This is a genomic window from Acinetobacter sp. IK23, assembly GCF_035615275.1.
GTDB lineage: Bacteria > Pseudomonadota > Gammaproteobacteria > Pseudomonadales > Moraxellaceae > Acinetobacter > Acinetobacter seifertii.
In genome coordinates this window covers 42,994-59,212 of sequence record NZ_JANBNX010000016.1, presented here as the reverse complement: position 1 = coordinate 59,212, position 16,219 = coordinate 42,994, and the positions used below count along the sequence as shown (strand labels likewise).

Genomic DNA, 16,219 nt, shown 5'->3' with positions numbered 1-16,219 from the left:
GCCTTACTCCGAATATTGAAATTGAAAAACTGGATGATACAAATCATATGCAAACTCATCACAAGCGTGTTGAAGCAATGCTTGTGCATCTTGTTCTTGCAAAATAAAACGCCAGTCCTTATGTAACTTACACGCTTCATTTTGAGTCATATCGATAGCGGTAAATGACCCAGTTTCATTCCAGTATTTTAACAGCTCGGTATAGCTCTTCTCATCCAGTTTTATTTTTTCTGTCGGATTTGTTATTTCCCACTGATATGCCTTGGCTTTTTCCAGAGGCTTTAGCATTAAAGCTGCTGGTAGCACCAGTGGTTGCTGTTGAGCATAACGCCAGATCTTAAACCACGGTTGTAAAGACTGCCGAGCTTGCTCCGAACTAATACCTTTACAGATTACGGTTTGATCACTAAAAACCACTATACGGCGTCTTTCAGCTCCTGCACTTCCCTCATTTAAATAGGCCAACCAAAGCAGGTACTCTAACCAGACTTTTGCACGTCTTTTGGCCCGAGCACTTGATGCTTCCATACTTACCCAATCCTGAGTTTCAGATTTTGGCACTGTAATATTCATGTGCAGCTGTTTGGCAATTCGCCAGACTCGCTGCGTGGTTTGTGTCACGGCTGGTACATAATGATGAAGACGTTCAAGCAAACATTCCTGTTCAAAAACGCCTTGTTGCCAAGCACTATATTGAACTTTGCCTACAGGCAACTGATCAAGTAGAGCTTCAGGCTGTGCCTGCTGTTCGTTTTGCTGTAAAAAATGTCGAATGGTATAACGGCCTAAACCATCTAAAAGCAAAGGTTCGTTCTGATCTAACTCCCCAACAGTTCCTAAGTTTTCTACACCTAAAGTTTTTAAATATAAGCGTGCGGGGAAAGTCACATCCTGTATCCACTGATGGCTGTCTAAAACCAACATGTCAGGTATTTCTAAAGGATAAGATGTATTTGCCCAAGGCTTAAGAACACCAGATGCTTGCTGAATTTGCATAGCTACATTAAACCAGTGATCTTGGTAGCGAATATAGTTGTTCTCGGCCATAAAACCCTTCGGGTCAAACGGCTGTAAATAATGTAAATGGTAGAGCTGTTTTAATTGAGACGGAATTTCAATGCCTTCAATGACTTCACGCTCAGGTGCATTTGGCTCCGGTTTTACAATAAGCGCAAGATGCTCACGGAACTCTTGAAGAATACTAGAAGGATCTCTCACCTCACCGTCATTGACATCAAAACCGTTATAAAACAGCCATAGATTTTCTTGGGCTAAAAGTAAGGCATCTAAGAAAGCGCCTTGGTCATCCTCAAGACGGGAACGATCACCGAGTTGTTGACGTAAGGCATCCATCAAATCAAATGGTACATGCGTATCACGGTTTGGAAACTGCCCTGCATCAAGGTTCAACATCACAATTAAGCGATAAGGCAAAGGACGAATTTGTCCAATCTGAGCAAAGGTAATCTGTCCAGTTGGTTCAGCTTGTGCCGTCTGGTTTTCTAAAGTTCGCTGAATCTCATCGAGGATATAAGGCAAAGGCAAGGTAATTTTACGTAAGGTACCTGTTTCTGCCTCGGCATAGTAACTTGCAAGTGTTAACATACGCTCTTGTTTTTTTACAATTTCCCGAGCAGTTTTTAAAGCAGCCACACCAGCCTGTTCAAACTCGACTATATCTTGCGACAACACTTGCAGCCAGTATTCTACGGTATGAACTTTTCTTTGCTCATGCATAATGAGCCAGTCACGGCGCTCATTTAAATCTTGATAAATCTGAATGAGCGTACCAACAAGCTCAAAATCGCCTGGTTGAACTTTAGCGTAACTAAGTACCTGATTAAATGTAGCGTGTTCGGGAATTGCAATGCCGAGCGCTAACCGCTCTAAAGCAAATTTAAAACTATACCGATAATCATCATCGCCGTCACATAAGCTACGTTTCAGATGCTCTGCATCAAGACCACGTTTAAACCCTGCATCGGCCAGTAATGCCAAAACTCGCTCTACTTGAGCATATTCAAGAGCATAGCGCTGCTGCGTCGCATGTAAACCAAGCCAGTCAGCGAAATCATCAAAGCTAAATCGTCCTTGCATAAGGTGAATACGCCCAATCACGGCACGCCATGCATTAAGTGCATCAAGTGAGGCAATCCCTGCTATTTTGACAGGCAAATGCACGCCTTGCTCAGTTGCCGTAGCTGGAAAAACACTTCGTATTAAAGGCTCAACTTCTGCCAAATTAGGCACTAAAACCAGAATATCATTTGGACGACACGGCTGTTCATGCGATTTAGCCAACCAGCCAATCAATTGCTCTTTTAATACTTCAAGTTGGCGCAATGTTGAGTGGCAAACATGAATCTGGATAGAGTCATCATTCGATGCGAGTTCATATTGCTTAGGCTGTGGTTCCACCAAATGCAAAATATCTGACTGAACTTTGCCAAGTAGACTCTCAGGAAAATCATCTACAAAGGCGTCGACCCATTTACCCTCCTCACCTGTAGACAGGTTCGAAAGTAATGAGAAGTGATCGCGGGCTTGTTTGCCCAATCTTGTTAAAAGTGGATGTCTCGACTCACGCGCCTCAGCATTAAAGTTAAGCGTAAATTTATCAAAAAAATCGGCAATTTCAGCATCGGTCGCTTGAGGATTTTTCGCAATAAAACGCTCTTTCACACCTAAATCATAATGCTGTTTCCACAGAGGATCGACACTATCGGCCCAATATTCTTGTGAAGGGTTATAGTGCAAAATCAAAACATCAATGTATTGCCCTAAACGGCGCAAAAATTGAAGCTGGCTAGGCGGTAAATCTAGCAAAGTAAAAACGACAATTTGCTCTGGCAAACGAGATAATGCCTTCTTCTGGCGCTCAGGATGGTCTAATTCCTGCCAAAACAGCTCGTCAATTTGCTGCATTTGCATAAAATCATCATGAAAATGCTGCTGCCATAACCAGCGCTGCCAACGTTCTAACTCTTGTGTTTGCTGCAAAGTAAAAGCAGAAATTTCTTTATCTTTCTGCGCAATATACTTTTCGATATCGAGTGCTCGGCCTTGTCCCCACGCTGCTAACCAGTTATTTGGACAAGTACAGGTATTTTCACACCCACGTTGGCACTGTCCCCGATAAACCATGTAATTACTAAATAAATCGGCAACCTGCTCAGCCACCCAATACAACATTTTTTGTTTTTTTAGCTGTTTCTCAATCCCTTGTTCAAGTCGATCTGCACTGTCGTAAATACGCTGAACAATAGAATGTAATGGATGTGAGTCATCTATACTCATTTCATCAGGCTGAATAAACTCTTGTAATGCCTGATGTACACGCCATTTAAAAATCAGGCGTGGAATATTCGCTTTACGAACCTGTTCTTTATGCGCGGTAAGAACCTGTTGATAGGCGTACCACTGAAAACCGCGAACTCGCTGATGGAACTGGTAATTGGCTGTCATTCCTTGTTGTTCTGCAAGTTTTTGTATAAGCCACTGCTCAACTGCAGGACTAGGTACAATAAAATGCTGGGCTTTCAAAACCTGTAAAGGATGCGTAGAAGGTTGGGACGTAGATGCCAGTACGCCCTGCAACAACACATCAATACGTTGACTTTGAATAACATGGATGCCCATTTATTTCATACCCTACTCGCATAATTTATGCACAAAATCATAAACATTCATTACTATACAACTGAATCTGACTATGTCACGTTGGTTTAAACACAGCATAATCTAACTTTAGGTGTCACTTGCCTTGTGTTTGGAAGGCACCATTAAGGAACCCATTACAGGTAAACATTATGAAAATTGATAACATTCCTGACTATATTGATCCTAGCCTAAATCTGGAACAAATTCGCGATGAGTGCCACGATCTCATTCAGAAAAGAGCTTACGTGTCTGCTGGTGCAGCAATTGTACCGATTCCTTTTTTTGACGTGGTCGTAGATTTGGGAATTTTGACACAGCTTATTCCCGATATTAATGCTCGCTTTGGCTTAGCACCTGAACATGTCAGCGTCTATGATCCAAAAACAAAAACCATTCATTGGGATGAATTGCGTAAACGTGGCTTTCAATTTTCAGGTTTTATGGTCGCGCGTACAACCGTTAAAAAAACCTTTAATGGTTTCTTTGGCAAAATCGTCACTAAACAAGTAACCAAATTTATACCATTAGGCGGACAAATTGTTGCAGCAAGTTTAGGTTATTTTATGATGAAAAAAATAGCCCAAACTCATCTAAATGATAGCTACAACCTTGCTAAACGCATTCAACAAAAGGGAATCAACTCAACAGTACTTGAGAGTTAATACAATCCTATCGTAATTTTTTTAAGGCACGTGACTGTGCCTTATTTTTTGCTTTTAAAATTTACACAATAAAACAAAAGATATGTTAAAAACTGTAATCTTCACTTATTTTTTTAAGTTTTACTAAAGTTTAAAAGTCTATTATTCAGTCTACAATGCCAAATGAAATACGGAGAGTCATTGTGGAATATGGACAATCAACATCCCGTTTACGTGCCATTTTTAATGTAACCAGTGGTAACTTCCTAGAACAATATGACTTTTTCCTCTTCGGTCTATATGCAAAAGCGATAGGTGAAACTTTTTTTCATTCTGATAGCAGCTATGCCGCACTAATGAAAACTTTTTTGGTATTTGCCGTTAGCTTTTTGATGCGACCAATTGGCGCACTCGTCTTAGGCCCATATGTCGATCGAATTGGCCGCCGAAAAGGATTAATGGTCACCTTAAGTATTATGGCACTTGGTTCCTTGTTAATTGCATTAACACCCGGATATGCCACCATCGGCTTTGCAGCCACTGTCTTAATATTTGTTGGTCGTCTAGCCCAAGGTTTCTCAGCTGGAGTTGAGCTAGGTGGTGTCTCCGTTTATTTATCTGAAATTGCTGAACCACATAACCGTGGGTTTATTACCAGTTGGCAATCTGCTAGCCAACAAGTTGCTGTAATTTTTGCTGCCACATTAGGCTATTTAGTCAGCCTAGCATTTACGAAAGCACAAGTTGATGCTTGGGCTTGGCGTATTCCATTTTTTGTCGGTTGTGCAATTATTCCGTTTATATTCTGGTTACGTAAATCTTTAGCCGAAACCGAAGCTTTTGCCTCTCGAAAAGAGCATCCAACTACTAAACAAATTATGTCAACGCTTGCAGCGAATTGGAAAATTGTAGTCGTTGGAATGTGTATGGTTGCAACAACTACAACCATGTTCTATTTCATTACAGTTTACACCCCAACTTATGGAAAAGAAGTTCTACATTTAACAACTGCAGAAAGCTTATTTGCAACGGTAATGGTCGGGGCAAGTAACTTTATTCTATTACCTATAGGTGGTTATTTATCAGATAAAATTGGTCGAAAACCATTATTGATTACCACAACAGTTTTAATTTTTATAAGTGCTTATCCGCTATTAAGCTGGCTGACTCAAAACATTAGTTTGGCACACATGTTAATTTCACTACTTTGGCTATCTCTGCTCTATAGTTTCTATAACGGCGCATTGGTCGTTTCCCTCACTGAAATGATGCCAAGCTCTGTAAGAATTGCTGGGTTCTCTGTAGCGTATAGTCTTGCCACTTCTATATTTGGTGGGTTAACGCCTATGATTGCCACATATCTTGTACAAGAATCTGGCAGCAAAAGTATGCCTGCTTTCTGGTTAATGTTTGCCGCAATCATTAGTTTAATTGCAACGCTTATTGTATTTCGCAATCGGAAAACTCTTGCTATAGAATCCCCATCAATCAAGGATCAACTTGCATAATCAAATAAGCAGTAATATTTAAACAGTTAAAGGAGACCTTAGTCTGCCTTTAACTGTTTTAAAATCGCTCTTAACACCTCTAACCGAGCTGTATATTTGTCATCAGTCGCAACAATATGCCAAGGTGCATACTCAGTGCTCGTTCGTTCAAACATATCTGCCGCTGCTTTTAAATAGTCATCCCATTTATCACGATTACGCCAGTCTTCTGCGGTAATTTTAAAGCGTTTATGCGGTGTCTCTTCTCTGGCTTTAAAACGCTGTTCTTGCTCATCTTTACTAATCGCTAGCCAAATTTTCACAACAATGGTTTGACTATCAAACAAATCTTTTTCGAAGCGGTTAATCTCATCATATGCCCTTTGCCACTCTAAAGGTGACGCAAACTCTTCAACTCGCTCAACGAGTACGCGACCATACCATGTCCGGTCAAAAATCGTAATTTTTTCAGCTTCATTAATACGGTTCCAGAAACGCCATAAATAAGGATGTCTCGCTTCAAAGCGTTCAGGAGCTCCAATACAGTGAATTTCATATTCACGCGGATCTAAATTTTTAACAATTCGTTTAATGGCACCACCTTTACCTGCGGCATCCATTCCTTCAAACGCAATTACCACATTTCGTTTATCAAAGCGCATGCTATCTGCAATTCTTTTACTCAGTTTATCAAGCTCTTTTTTATATTCGGCTTTATCAAGCTTTTCCTGAGCAGGTTTTAACAAACTTTCAGGAATCTTTGCTTGCTGCCATTTTCCTTTGACTTCACTTTCGTGCTCAGGTAAATCACGCATATTTTGCAAAAGATATTGGGCAAAAAACTGATCACGTTGTGTTTCATCTTCCCCATCAATAATGTACCAATCATCGGTAAAACGTCGGCGTAAATTTTGCAAAGTGTCATATTGTTTTTTATTACGCCAGTCTAAGCCGTGGAGTTTATGCCAGTGCTGTTCAGAAGGGTCTATTTTATCTAACCGTTTTTGCAATGATTTCCAAGAAAGATCAAACCAAACTTTAATCACATCGACATAATTATTTTTTAGGTCTTGTTCAAATGAACGCATATTTTCAACATACGCATCAAAACGTGCCTCATCCAAAGGCTCTGCAACATGAGTTGCTGTGACAAGCAAGTCGCTATACCAATTACCAAACATCACCACAATTTGGCCTTCAGTTGGAATAAATTCTGAATAAAACTGCCAAAATGCTTCTGTATCGGTGAGCATACGTGGCGCATCTGCTTTTACCCGCAAATATCTCGGGTCTAACCATTCGCGAAGCTGCTTAACTGCTTCCCCCTTTCCAGCAAGCTCAATACCACTCATTAATATCAATGTACTTTTAGCATTAGGCTTACCTCGACTATCTTTTAAAGCATATTGTGCTTCAATCAAATCGACTGAAAGCTGTTCTTTATCTCGAATTTCGAATTTCGGTTGTTGTTTACTCATAGTCTGGAGCTCTAATCTTTTATTGTTTAATTTCGATGATCTTTAACTTATGCGCTTAAATGATGAATTGCTATACAAATTATGTCATTGCAGCAAGATTTCACTTAAAAATTGACGCATAAATCATTTTTTTTACATCTACTCGCCATAGTAGAAGGTTACAATGCCTCTTATGATTTTTTGTAAATAGCCCAATATTAGAGCCTTACATGTCTAAACTCGCTGCTTTTGATGATCTTTTACAACAATATAAAACATTTAATTATCATGATAATCCTGTGCTTGCCCAACGTTTGCAAGATGTACAAACATGGCTAAAAGAGCGGATGAAAGATACCCATCATGACTTTTTTAATTTGCCAGAGCATAAGCTCATGTCAGAGTATTTTTTAAACCGTTTATATGGTGGTCCAGAGTTCGATGCGCTTGCTGCACAAATTGAACGCTTATTGAAATATGCCCATAAAGCCGAAAAAGTATTGCCTGAAAATGCGATTAAAACCGGAACTAAATCGGTAAGTTTGGCTGTGCTTGCAACTCAACTTGATGAGCAAGTTGCCATGCAACTTCTCGCAGACTACCCAGCAGATACCGTACTCACCGACGAGATCATGCGCTTGACCTTAATCAAGCTTGATCAAGCAGAAGCCCGTTATCAACAGCTTGCTCTTCTTGACGATCTAGGGATCGCTTTAGATAAATACATGCGTTCATTTATGATGTTCACTGCATTTAAAATGTGTAAAGGAATTGCTCAAAAATATCATTTCGAATTGATGTATGATTTTATTCAAGATGGTTTTAGTGCGATGAAACCGTTAAAATCTGCCGAGAGCTTTATCAAGACTTTTACGGAAAAAGAACGCCAAATTGTTGAAAATGTACATTCAGGGCATCCGAATCCGTTTAGAGTGTGATAAGGTCGGCACATAGAAAAACTCAACCTCACGAAGTTGAGATTTTATTCATTATATTTGCATGATGATGCCTGTAAAAATAGACAAAATCTGTCATCATGCAGAACTTATTCCGTTTCACTTGAGTTTGAGTCTAGGAGAGACAATATGTCTAACGAAAACCAAAAGCCAACATCTCCAACTGAGCAGGCACAAAGTTCAGACAAAGTTAGCCCATTCCTAAGCTCACCTTTACCGCAAGGTACACCTCAAGGGCAACAACAATCTTTACAGCAAACACTAACAGATACACCTGTTAGTGGTTCTGTACCTAAATATAATTTACCACGTGGCGCAGGTAACACTGGCAACGTTGGTGAAACAACACACTTTGGTTACTCAACAGTTAGAACTGAAGATAAAGCTCAAAAAGTTGCTGAAGTTTTTCACTCGGTTGCAAGCAAATATGACCTTATGAATGACTTGATGTCATTTGGTATTCACCGTCTATGGAAGCGCTTTGCAATTAATATGTCTGGTGTTCGCCGTGGTCAACACGTATTAGACATTGCTGGCGGTACAGGTGACTTAGCAAAAGTATTTAGTCGTGAAGTAGGTCCGCAAGGTCATGTGGTACTTTCAGACATTAACGAGTCTATGCTGAATGTTGGTCGTGACCGTCTAATTGATGCAGGCTGTACCAATGTCGATTTCGTTCTTGCCAATGCAGAAACATTAGAGCCATTTGCAGACAACAGCTTTGACCTTGTTACTATTAGCTTTGGTTTACGTAACGTAACTGATAAAGATGCAGCACTTGCTTCTATGTTCCGTGTACTTAAGCCAGGTGGTCGTTTACTGATTCTTGAATTCTCTAAGCCTGTATTTGAGCCATTCTCAAAACTTTATGATCTTTATTCATTCACTGCTTTACCGATTATGGGTAAATTGGTTGCCAATGACTCAGAAAGCTATAAGTACTTGGCTGAATCAATTCGTATGCACCCAGACCAACGTACTTTAAAAGGTATGATGGAAAATGCTGGTTTCCAGAACTGTGACTATCACAACTTAACTGCTGGTATCGTTGCCGTTCACCGTGGCTTCAAACTGTAAGGTATAGCGATATGTGGTCGATTCTGGCACTTGGTGCAGTCGAACGTATCATTCATCATCTGATCGATCTGGATGCATTAACCCGCATTCAGCTCAATCAGTTACAGGGCAAAATGTTGCGTGTTGTGATTGATAGCCCGCAGCTTTCTGTCGATGTATTCTTTGACCAAGAAAAAGTACGTCTTGAACCTACTGCAACTGGGCATAGCGAAAAACCTTCTATTTTTGAACAACGCCCTTTTGATCCGCAATTCAAAATTTCTGAAGCAACAGCAACTTTGCATATCAAAGATGTGGTTGAACTCATCAAACTATTGGTGAGTGATGCAGACCAGATTGGTAATATCCCACTAGAAGGTGACTATCACCTATTACAAGATATTCAAAAAATTATGCAGCAAGCTGAACCTGATTTAGCTGCGCATTTATCAAAATGGGTTGGTCCTCAACTCGCTCATGAAATTGGCAAGATTCAGCTTGCACCAAAGCATTTAAAACGTTCTCTTCAAAGCCATCTATTTTTTGCTGAAGATGCTTTAAAAGAAGACAGTGGTTTATTTGCCCCACGTTGGGAAATGGACAATTTAAATCAAGCTACGCGTAAGCTTAATCAAGATATTGACCGTCTAGAAGCTAAATTGCAGCAGCTCAATGCACAACTACAACCCACTCAAGACTAGGTAAGACTGTATATGATTCCGCACGTTTCACGTTTACTCGAACTTTGGCGTATTGCAGCGCACTATAGACTCGATACGTTATTCCCTGCGGATGAATTACCTGTTAAAGCTCAGCGTGCATTAAGTGTTATTAAAATGCATCCTGCTGCATGGTCGAGTCGCGAACGTAAAAATCCTTTAAAGCTCAAAGAAGCTTTAGAAGAGATGGGGCCACTTGCAATCAAACTTGGACAATTACTTTCAACTCGACGTGATTTAATTCCACCTGAAATACTCGCTCAATTGGTCTTACTTCAAGATCAAGTCAAACCTTTTGATAGCAATGTTGCCAAACAACGTATTCAAGAATCATTAAAAGCTGATGTAAATACCTTGTTTGCACGATTTGATGACCAGCCATTAGCGGCTGCTTCAATTGCACAAGTTCATACTGCTGCTTTGCACGATGGTCGAGAAGTCGTTGTTAAAGTGACTCGCCCTGACATTCGTAATCAAATTTTGCAAGACTTTGAGATTTTGGCATGGTTAGGCAACACACTAGAAAGTCGCCTTGAAGCTGCTCGTGCCTTACATCTCTCTGAAATTATTCAAGACTACCGCCAGATTATTTTAAATGAGCTGGACTTGAGTATCGAAGCAGACAACACTCGTCGTATGCGCCATTACTTTACTGGCTCAACCATGATGTACGTACCTGAAGTCTACATGGACACCAAAGATGTCATGGTAGCAGAGCGCATTACAGGTGTTCCTATTTCAGACACGGCAACCTTTGACCGTCTAGGCATGGACCGCGCACAACTTGCAGAAAAAGGATTAACCATTTTCTTTACGCAAGTATTCCGCGATAACTTTTTCCATGCTGACATGCATCCCGGCAATGTCTTTGTAGAAACAATTAACCCAAGCAATCCACGCTTTATTGCACTCGACTGTGCAATTATGGGCGAGTTATCTAAGCATGACCAAATGACCATTGCCCGCATGTTACTTGCTGTCATGAACAGCAACTTTATGCAGCTCATTCAAATTGTGCATCAAGCTGGCTGGATTCCACCGGGTACAGACCAAGATGCGTTATCTCGTGAAATGCGTCGCACAGTGGGTCCAATGGTATCTAAACCAATGGATCAACTTGATTTTGCAGGTATCTTGATTCAAGTAATGGATATTGCCCGTCGCTTCCATTTAGAAATTCCACCTCAACTCATGTTGTTGCTCAAGACTTTAGTGCATGTCGAAGGTCTAGGGACCGATCTTTATCCGCAGCTCGACATCTGGAAATTGGCAAAACCTATTTTGACTGAATGGGTCAAAGCCAACATGAACCCAGTCAAAAATATAAAAGAGTTAGGGCAGCAACTACCTGACCTGCTTTTAGGTGCCCAAGACTTCCCAAGCTTAATTGTTGATAGTTTAAATGGTTTAAAAAATCAGTCTGCTTGGCAAGACCGTCAGTTACGCGAAATGCAGCAACTTCGTTTGCAAATGGAACATCAACAACGCCGCAGTTGGATATTTGGCAGTACCATGCTGATTTTGCTCACCATCGCGATTATTAGCCCTTGGTTTGTTTCTATTATTTTAATTGTGCTAAGCAGTTTATTAGCGCTTTGGCGTATATTGAAATAAGTTCTAAAACCCTTGCAAGTGCAAGGTTTTTTTATGGCCAACTTTAATTTTTAAAAAATATAGATCGCTTATTCGTTCATTGCTAAATTAACATTCATAAATGCTTGAAAAGAACAAACAATGAAAATACCTCATTTTGCTATTATCGGGGCAGGTACAGCAGGTTTAGCCACTGCCATTTTGCTTGCCCGAGAAGGCAATAACGTTACTATTTTTGAACAAGTTGATGAGTTATCTCCGGTAGGTGCTGGATTATTACTACAACCTGCGGGCTTAGCTGTATTTGAACATTTAGGTGTACTCGACAAAGCCTTAACCTTAGGTGCGAGAGTCACGGGCCTAGAAGGACAACTTCCGGATAAGCGCCTTTTAGTTAACAGTCATTATCACGAAGCATCAGCAAATCTTTATGGTTTAGGTATACACCGTGCCACTTTATGTCATGTACTCACTCAAAAGCTTAGCGAGTATTCAAGCCAGATTACTTGGTGTATGAACCATTCTATTGAAAGTTTTGAAGAACATAACGATGAAGTTCGGATATTTGGCAGCCATCAAAACCAAAAGTTTGATGCTTGCTTTGATGGCCTACTCATTGCCAATGGTGCTCGTAGCCAGTTACGCCCCAAAGCATGGGTAAAGATTGACAAAGCTTATCCATGGGGAGCGGCGTGGTGTATCGTACCTGAATGCCAAGTCCTCGATTCTGAAATTCTGCATCAATTTTATGATCGCTCGAAAATTATGATGGGAATTCTTCCTACAGGAGCCATTCCAGCAGAACCCCAACAGCGCCTTTCGAGTATATTTTGGAGCTTACCTACCCCACAATTACAAAGCTTTTTACAAGATGAACAAGCCAAGCAGGCTTGGTTAAAGCAAGTCTCAGAGCGATGGCCCAAAGTGGCAGAATGGCTAAAAGAAATTTTGTATAATAGTCAAACTCAGCCTAAATGGTTATCTGCAAACTATCGTGATGTCGTCATGACTCAATTTGGTCAAGGAAGAATCGGGGTAATTGGAGATGCAGCTCATGCAATGAGTCCACAGTTAGGGCAAGGCGCAAATATGGCGTTATTAGATGCTTGGGCTTTTTCTCAATCATTACAACGTGCCAAGAAGAACCAGAATATTGACTGGCCTCTGCTCTGGCAGCACTATCACCAGCTTCGCCGCTCATCCACCCAGTTTTATCAATTTCTCAGTCGCTTATTAACACCACTTTATCAATCTGATTATTGGTGGACTGGAATTTTAAGAGACCTTGTTTTTCCGTGGATGTATCAAATTCCCTATTTTCGAAAGGAAATGGCCATCACAATTTCAGGTTTAAAGACTAGTCCGTTTCAACAACTTGATTATGATCAAGTCGCTCAAACACCTAAAGAAAGCAGTGCGTTTCATTTAAAAAATGAATCTCTATCTGATTATTAACCCTATTAAATACTTGTGAGTAGCACATGAAAATTAGCCATCTTGATCATTTAGTTTTAACTGTTGCTAGTATTGAAAATACATGTAATTTCTATCAAACCGTATTAGGGTTTGAGGTCATCACTTTTAAAGGTGATAGAAAGGCTCTACAGTTTGGAAATCAAAAAATAAATTTACACCAGCAGGGCAAAGAATTTGAACCTAAGGCATTACAGCCAACTCCAGGATCTGCCGACCTGTGTTTTATTTCAGAAACTCCCATTTCAGAAGTAGTTGCACACCTTAATCAGTTAAATATTCAAATTGAAGAAGGTCCTGTTGAACGTACTGGTGCAATGCACCCTATTCTTTCAGTTTATATTCGCGACCCAGATCAAAATTTGATTGAGATTTCAAACAACATAAAGTTATAAGTCATTTATAGTTTGCAGGGATATTTTGTAATTGTTTTTCAATATCCCAATCTTTAGGTTTCTCTTTTAATACCCACCAATTAGCACCTGCCTCCAACCATCTCTTGCGGTTTGCTTTTACGGACTCTTTAGTACAATCTTCATATCCAAACTCAGTGCCACAACAACTACAAATAGCAAAGTTTGGATTTTCCCCATTTTCACCCCACGGCTCGTCATCTTGTATCAGCCCACATACTCGACAAGCAAAATTTTCTATTTTTTCCAAAATTTATTTTCCCAAGTTATATAATATGCTGAGATAATTTTATAATCGCGATGACTTCACAAATCAAAATTAATTTAAACAACTCTCAAGTTATAAGTTACTCATATCTATCTCACATATAAATCATATAACCGATTTTTTATACAACAAGCATAGCCAACCCCAAGCACAAGCGCTACACTAGCTCATTTCCACTCAATGGATTTCCGCTCATGTCAAACTGGTTAGATGAAGTTAAATTTGATTCCAATGGTCTTATCCCTGCCATTGCTCAACATCATCAAACCGGACGTATTTTGATGGTAGCGTGGATGAACCGTGAATCACTTGCACTCACAGCAGAAAAAAAACAAGCTGTGTATTTCTCTCGCTCTCGCCAAAAACTCTGGCACAAGGGCGAAGAATCAGGCCATTTTCAAACAGTTTATGAAATTCGTTTAGACTGTGACGGCGACGTAATTATTCTACAAATTGAACAACACGGTGGTATCGCGTGCCATACAGGTCGTGAGTCTTGTTTCTACCGTAAACTTACCCCACAGGGCTGGGAAATTGTCGATGCACAATTAAAAGACCCTACTGCAATTTATGGTGACAAAGCTAAAACTGAAAGCCACGATCACGCTCACACCACTGAACAAGTTGATGTGCTTGCTCACTTAGGGCAATTAATGCAAGAGCGTAAGCAAGCAGAAGCAGACACTTCATATGTTGCAAGCCTCTACAAAAAAGGCATTAATAAAATCTTAGAAAAAGTTGGCGAAGAAGGCGTAGAAACTATTATTGCTGCAAAAGACTACGCTGCTCAAAATACAGAAAGCAATTTAAATGACTTGATTTATGAAACTGCCGATTTGTGGTTCCATAGCATTGTCATGTTGGGTTATTTCGATCTTAATCCACAACTTATTATTGACGAATTAGCTCGTCGTCAGGGTTTATCTGGTTTAGTTGAAAAAGCTAACCGCAACAAGGTTTAAAATCACTCAGTGTCGAATATCGAAAAACCTAAAGCCACCTATGAGCAAGCAATTGCCATAGATAATGGACGTCTTGGGCAATCATTTAAAGTGATTGCCTATGCGGGTACAGGTAAAACCACCACATTACAAATGATTAGCGATGCCATGCCTGAACGGCGTGGTATGTACCTAGCATTTAACAAGGCCATTGCAGGCGAAGCTCAGAACAAATTTCATCGCAATGTAGACTGCCGTACTTTCCACTCGCTCGCGTTTCGTAGTGTGCCGCGTGGTGTGACTGATAAGTTACGCTTGCCGCGCTTAAGTCCAAGCTTCATTGCAAAAGAATATCGACTAGAACCGATTACCTTGCGACGTATGATGGGTGGGCGTTATGAAAAATACGTCTTAATGCCAAGTCGCCTCGCAAGTCTTGTCGCAAATGCGGTGAGCTATTTCTGTTCGACTAGCTCACAATACCCCGCTCCTCGACATATTCAGGCACCCAACTGGTTACATCCAGACGACATTACCGAGCTACAAACCCACCTTTACCCTGCTGTTGAACGGCGCTGGTTAGAGTCTATCGACCCGAACCATCAGGCCGGAATTGGTCACGATATTTATCTTAAGCTTTGGGCATTGTCTGAACCTAACATTCCAGCCGATTATGTCTTATTTGATGAAGCCCAAGATGCTGATCCTTTAATGCTGGGGATTTTGCTTCGTCAAAAAAGTACGCAGGTTATTTATGTAGGTGATGCACATCAGCAAATCTACGCGTGGCGTGGTGCAATTAATGCTATGCAACAATTGCCCTTGCCGGAATCTCGTCTCACCACTTCTTTCCGTTTTGGAGAGGCAATTGCCGATGTTGCCAATGCTTTGCTAGGTGGCTTAAATGAGACAGTTCCTCTGCTTGGCAATCCGAACCAAAAATCAAGTGTCGTCAATAAGCCTCATACCAAAATGCGTGATGCAATTTTGTGTCGTACCAATGCTCGGGCAATGGAGCTTTTATTAGCTGGTTTAGTTCATGGTGACAAAGTAAGTTTGCAGGCGGATCATCAAAAACTAAACCGTTTTGTAGACGCTGCAAGCCTCTTGAAACAAGGAAAACGAGTTACTGACGTTCCCGAGTTGGCATGGTTTAACTCATGGCATGATGTTCATGAATATTGCGAAACCAATGAAGGAAGTGACATTAAACCTTTGGTTAAACTAGTAGATGATCACGGCACTGACCCACTAAAAAAAGCACTTGCAAAGATCACTCCACTTGAACAAGCTGACTATGTCATTTCTACCGCCCATAAAGCAAAAGGCCTAGAGTGGAATCGTGTCCATATTGAAGATGACTATCAATTTAAAATTAATGGCTTAGAACACAAGATTACAGATGAAGAATTAAGATTACTTTACGTGGCCTGTACTCGTGCTAAAGTAAGTCTAAACATCCATCATCTTTATGATCTGATACAACAATTAAAAGTAAGGGCGCCTTTAAGTCTTCGAAAGTCGGTTGGTTGAAGCGCTCATAATTAGGTGAGCC

13 protein-coding genes are annotated in these 16,219 nt (G+C 40.5%); 10 read left to right on the top strand and 3 right to left on the bottom strand.

The features are described 5' to 3' along the window. Nucleotides 1-3: 3 nt before the first annotated feature. On the bottom strand, nt 4-3,639 hold the full coding sequence (locus MSG95_RS12090) for an exodeoxyribonuclease V subunit gamma (protein ID WP_077164988.1): 3,636 nt from the start codon (nt 3,637-3,639) through the stop codon (nt 4-6). A gap of 170 nt (nt 3,640-3,809) precedes the next feature. On the opposite strand from MSG95_RS12090, the gene MSG95_RS12085 reads away from it, so the two are divergent. Both MSG95_RS12085 and MSG95_RS12080 read left to right on the top strand, forming a co-directional pair. Further along, entirely contained in the window at nt 3,810-4,322 is a 513-nt protein-coding gene (locus MSG95_RS12085) for a hypothetical protein (protein WP_004699033.1), read from the top strand. 182 nt (nt 4,323-4,504) lie between these two features. After that, complete coding sequence (locus MSG95_RS12080; RefSeq protein ID WP_039251189.1) at nt 4,505-5,809, top strand: MFS transporter; 1,305 nt, start codon at nt 4,505-4,507, stop codon at nt 5,807-5,809. 38 nt (nt 5,810-5,847) lie between these two features. On the opposite strand, the gene MSG95_RS12075 is transcribed toward MSG95_RS12080, so the two are convergent. Further along, a complete protein-coding gene (locus MSG95_RS12075) occupies nt 5,848-7,266 on the bottom strand; it encodes a hypothetical protein (RefSeq protein WP_004699039.1) in 1,419 nt (472 codons plus the stop codon). A 209-nt stretch (nt 7,267-7,475) separates the two neighbouring features. Between MSG95_RS12075 and MSG95_RS12070 the strand changes: the two genes are divergently transcribed. The 6 genes from MSG95_RS12070 (at nt 7,476) to MSG95_RS12045 (ending at nt 13,437) form a co-directional block, all read left to right on the top strand. Then, nucleotides 7,476-8,183: an FFLEELY motif protein gene (locus tag MSG95_RS12070; protein WP_019456887.1), complete on the top strand. Its 708-nt coding sequence runs from the start codon at nt 7,476-7,478 to the stop codon at nt 8,181-8,183. A 147-nt stretch (nt 8,184-8,330) separates the two neighbouring features. Next, on the top strand, nt 8,331-9,278 hold the full coding sequence (gene ubiE / locus MSG95_RS12065) for a bifunctional demethylmenaquinone methyltransferase/2-methoxy-6-polyprenyl-1,4-benzoquinol methylase UbiE (protein ID WP_004699042.1): 948 nt from the start codon (nt 8,331-8,333) through the stop codon (nt 9,276-9,278). Nucleotides 9,279-9,289: 11 nt separating this feature from the next. Next, nucleotides 9,290-9,958: a ubiquinone biosynthesis accessory factor UbiJ gene (locus MSG95_RS12060; RefSeq protein WP_139344742.1), complete on the top strand. Its 669-nt coding sequence runs from the start codon at nt 9,290-9,292 to the stop codon at nt 9,956-9,958. 12 nt (nt 9,959-9,970) lie between these two features. Then, the gene (locus MSG95_RS12055) at nt 9,971-11,590 is read left to right on the top strand and encodes an ABC1 kinase family protein (protein WP_004699046.1); all 1,620 of its coding nucleotides are present in this window, start codon (nt 9,971-9,973) and stop codon (nt 11,588-11,590) included. 120 nt (nt 11,591-11,710) lie between these two features. Then, the gene (locus MSG95_RS12050) at nt 11,711-13,024 is read left to right on the top strand and encodes an FAD-dependent oxidoreductase (RefSeq protein ID WP_077164989.1); all 1,314 of its coding nucleotides are present in this window, start codon (nt 11,711-11,713) and stop codon (nt 13,022-13,024) included. A 26-nt stretch (nt 13,025-13,050) separates the two neighbouring features. Continuing rightward, entirely contained in the window at nt 13,051-13,437 is a 387-nt protein-coding gene (locus MSG95_RS12045; RefSeq protein WP_077164990.1) for a VOC family protein, read from the top strand. A gap of 1 nt (nt 13,438) precedes the next feature. Here the strand turns inward: MSG95_RS12045 and MSG95_RS12040 are convergent, their stop codons facing one another. Beyond that, the gene (locus tag MSG95_RS12040) at nt 13,439-13,705 is read right to left on the bottom strand and encodes a hypothetical protein (protein WP_077164991.1); all 267 of its coding nucleotides are present in this window, start codon (nt 13,703-13,705) and stop codon (nt 13,439-13,441) included. Nucleotides 13,706-13,917: 212 nt separating this feature from the next. Between MSG95_RS12040 and hisIE the strand changes: the two genes are divergently transcribed. Together hisIE and MSG95_RS12030 are read left to right on the top strand one after the other, a co-directional pair. Further along, entirely contained in the window at nt 13,918-14,685 is a 768-nt protein-coding gene (hisIE, locus tag MSG95_RS12035) for a bifunctional phosphoribosyl-AMP cyclohydrolase/phosphoribosyl-ATP diphosphatase HisIE (RefSeq protein WP_077164992.1), read from the top strand. A gap of 9 nt (nt 14,686-14,694) precedes the next feature. Next, complete coding sequence (locus MSG95_RS12030) at nt 14,695-16,197, top strand: UvrD-helicase domain-containing protein (protein WP_077164993.1); 1,503 nt, start codon at nt 14,695-14,697, stop codon at nt 16,195-16,197. The last annotated feature ends 22 nt before the right edge of the window (nt 16,198-16,219 follow it).

Bases quoted from the DNA above. Each gene is read 5' to 3' on its own strand.
- MSG95_RS12090 (WP_077164988.1), bottom strand. From the start codon at position 3,639: ATGGGCATCCATGTTATTCAAAGTCAACGTATTGATGTGTTGTTGCAG.
- MSG95_RS12085 (WP_004699033.1), top strand. From the start codon at position 3,810: ATGAAAATTGATAACATTCCTGACTATATTGATCCTAGCCTAAATCTG.
- MSG95_RS12075 (WP_004699039.1), bottom strand. From the start codon at position 7,266: ATGAGTAAACAACAACCGAAATTCGAAATTCGAGATAAAGAACAGCTT.
- MSG95_RS12070 (WP_019456887.1), top strand. From the start codon at position 7,476: ATGTCTAAACTCGCTGCTTTTGATGATCTTTTACAACAATATAAAACA.
- ubiE (WP_004699042.1), top strand. From the start codon at position 8,331: ATGTCTAACGAAAACCAAAAGCCAACATCTCCAACTGAGCAGGCACAA.
- MSG95_RS12060 (WP_139344742.1), top strand. From the start codon at position 9,290: ATGTGGTCGATTCTGGCACTTGGTGCAGTCGAACGTATCATTCATCAT.
- MSG95_RS12055 (WP_004699046.1), top strand. From the start codon at position 9,971: ATGATTCCGCACGTTTCACGTTTACTCGAACTTTGGCGTATTGCAGCG.
- MSG95_RS12050 (WP_077164989.1), top strand. From the start codon at position 11,711: ATGAAAATACCTCATTTTGCTATTATCGGGGCAGGTACAGCAGGTTTA.
- MSG95_RS12045 (WP_077164990.1), top strand. From the start codon at position 13,051: ATGAAAATTAGCCATCTTGATCATTTAGTTTTAACTGTTGCTAGTATT.
- hisIE (WP_077164992.1), top strand. From the start codon at position 13,918: ATGTCAAACTGGTTAGATGAAGTTAAATTTGATTCCAATGGTCTTATC.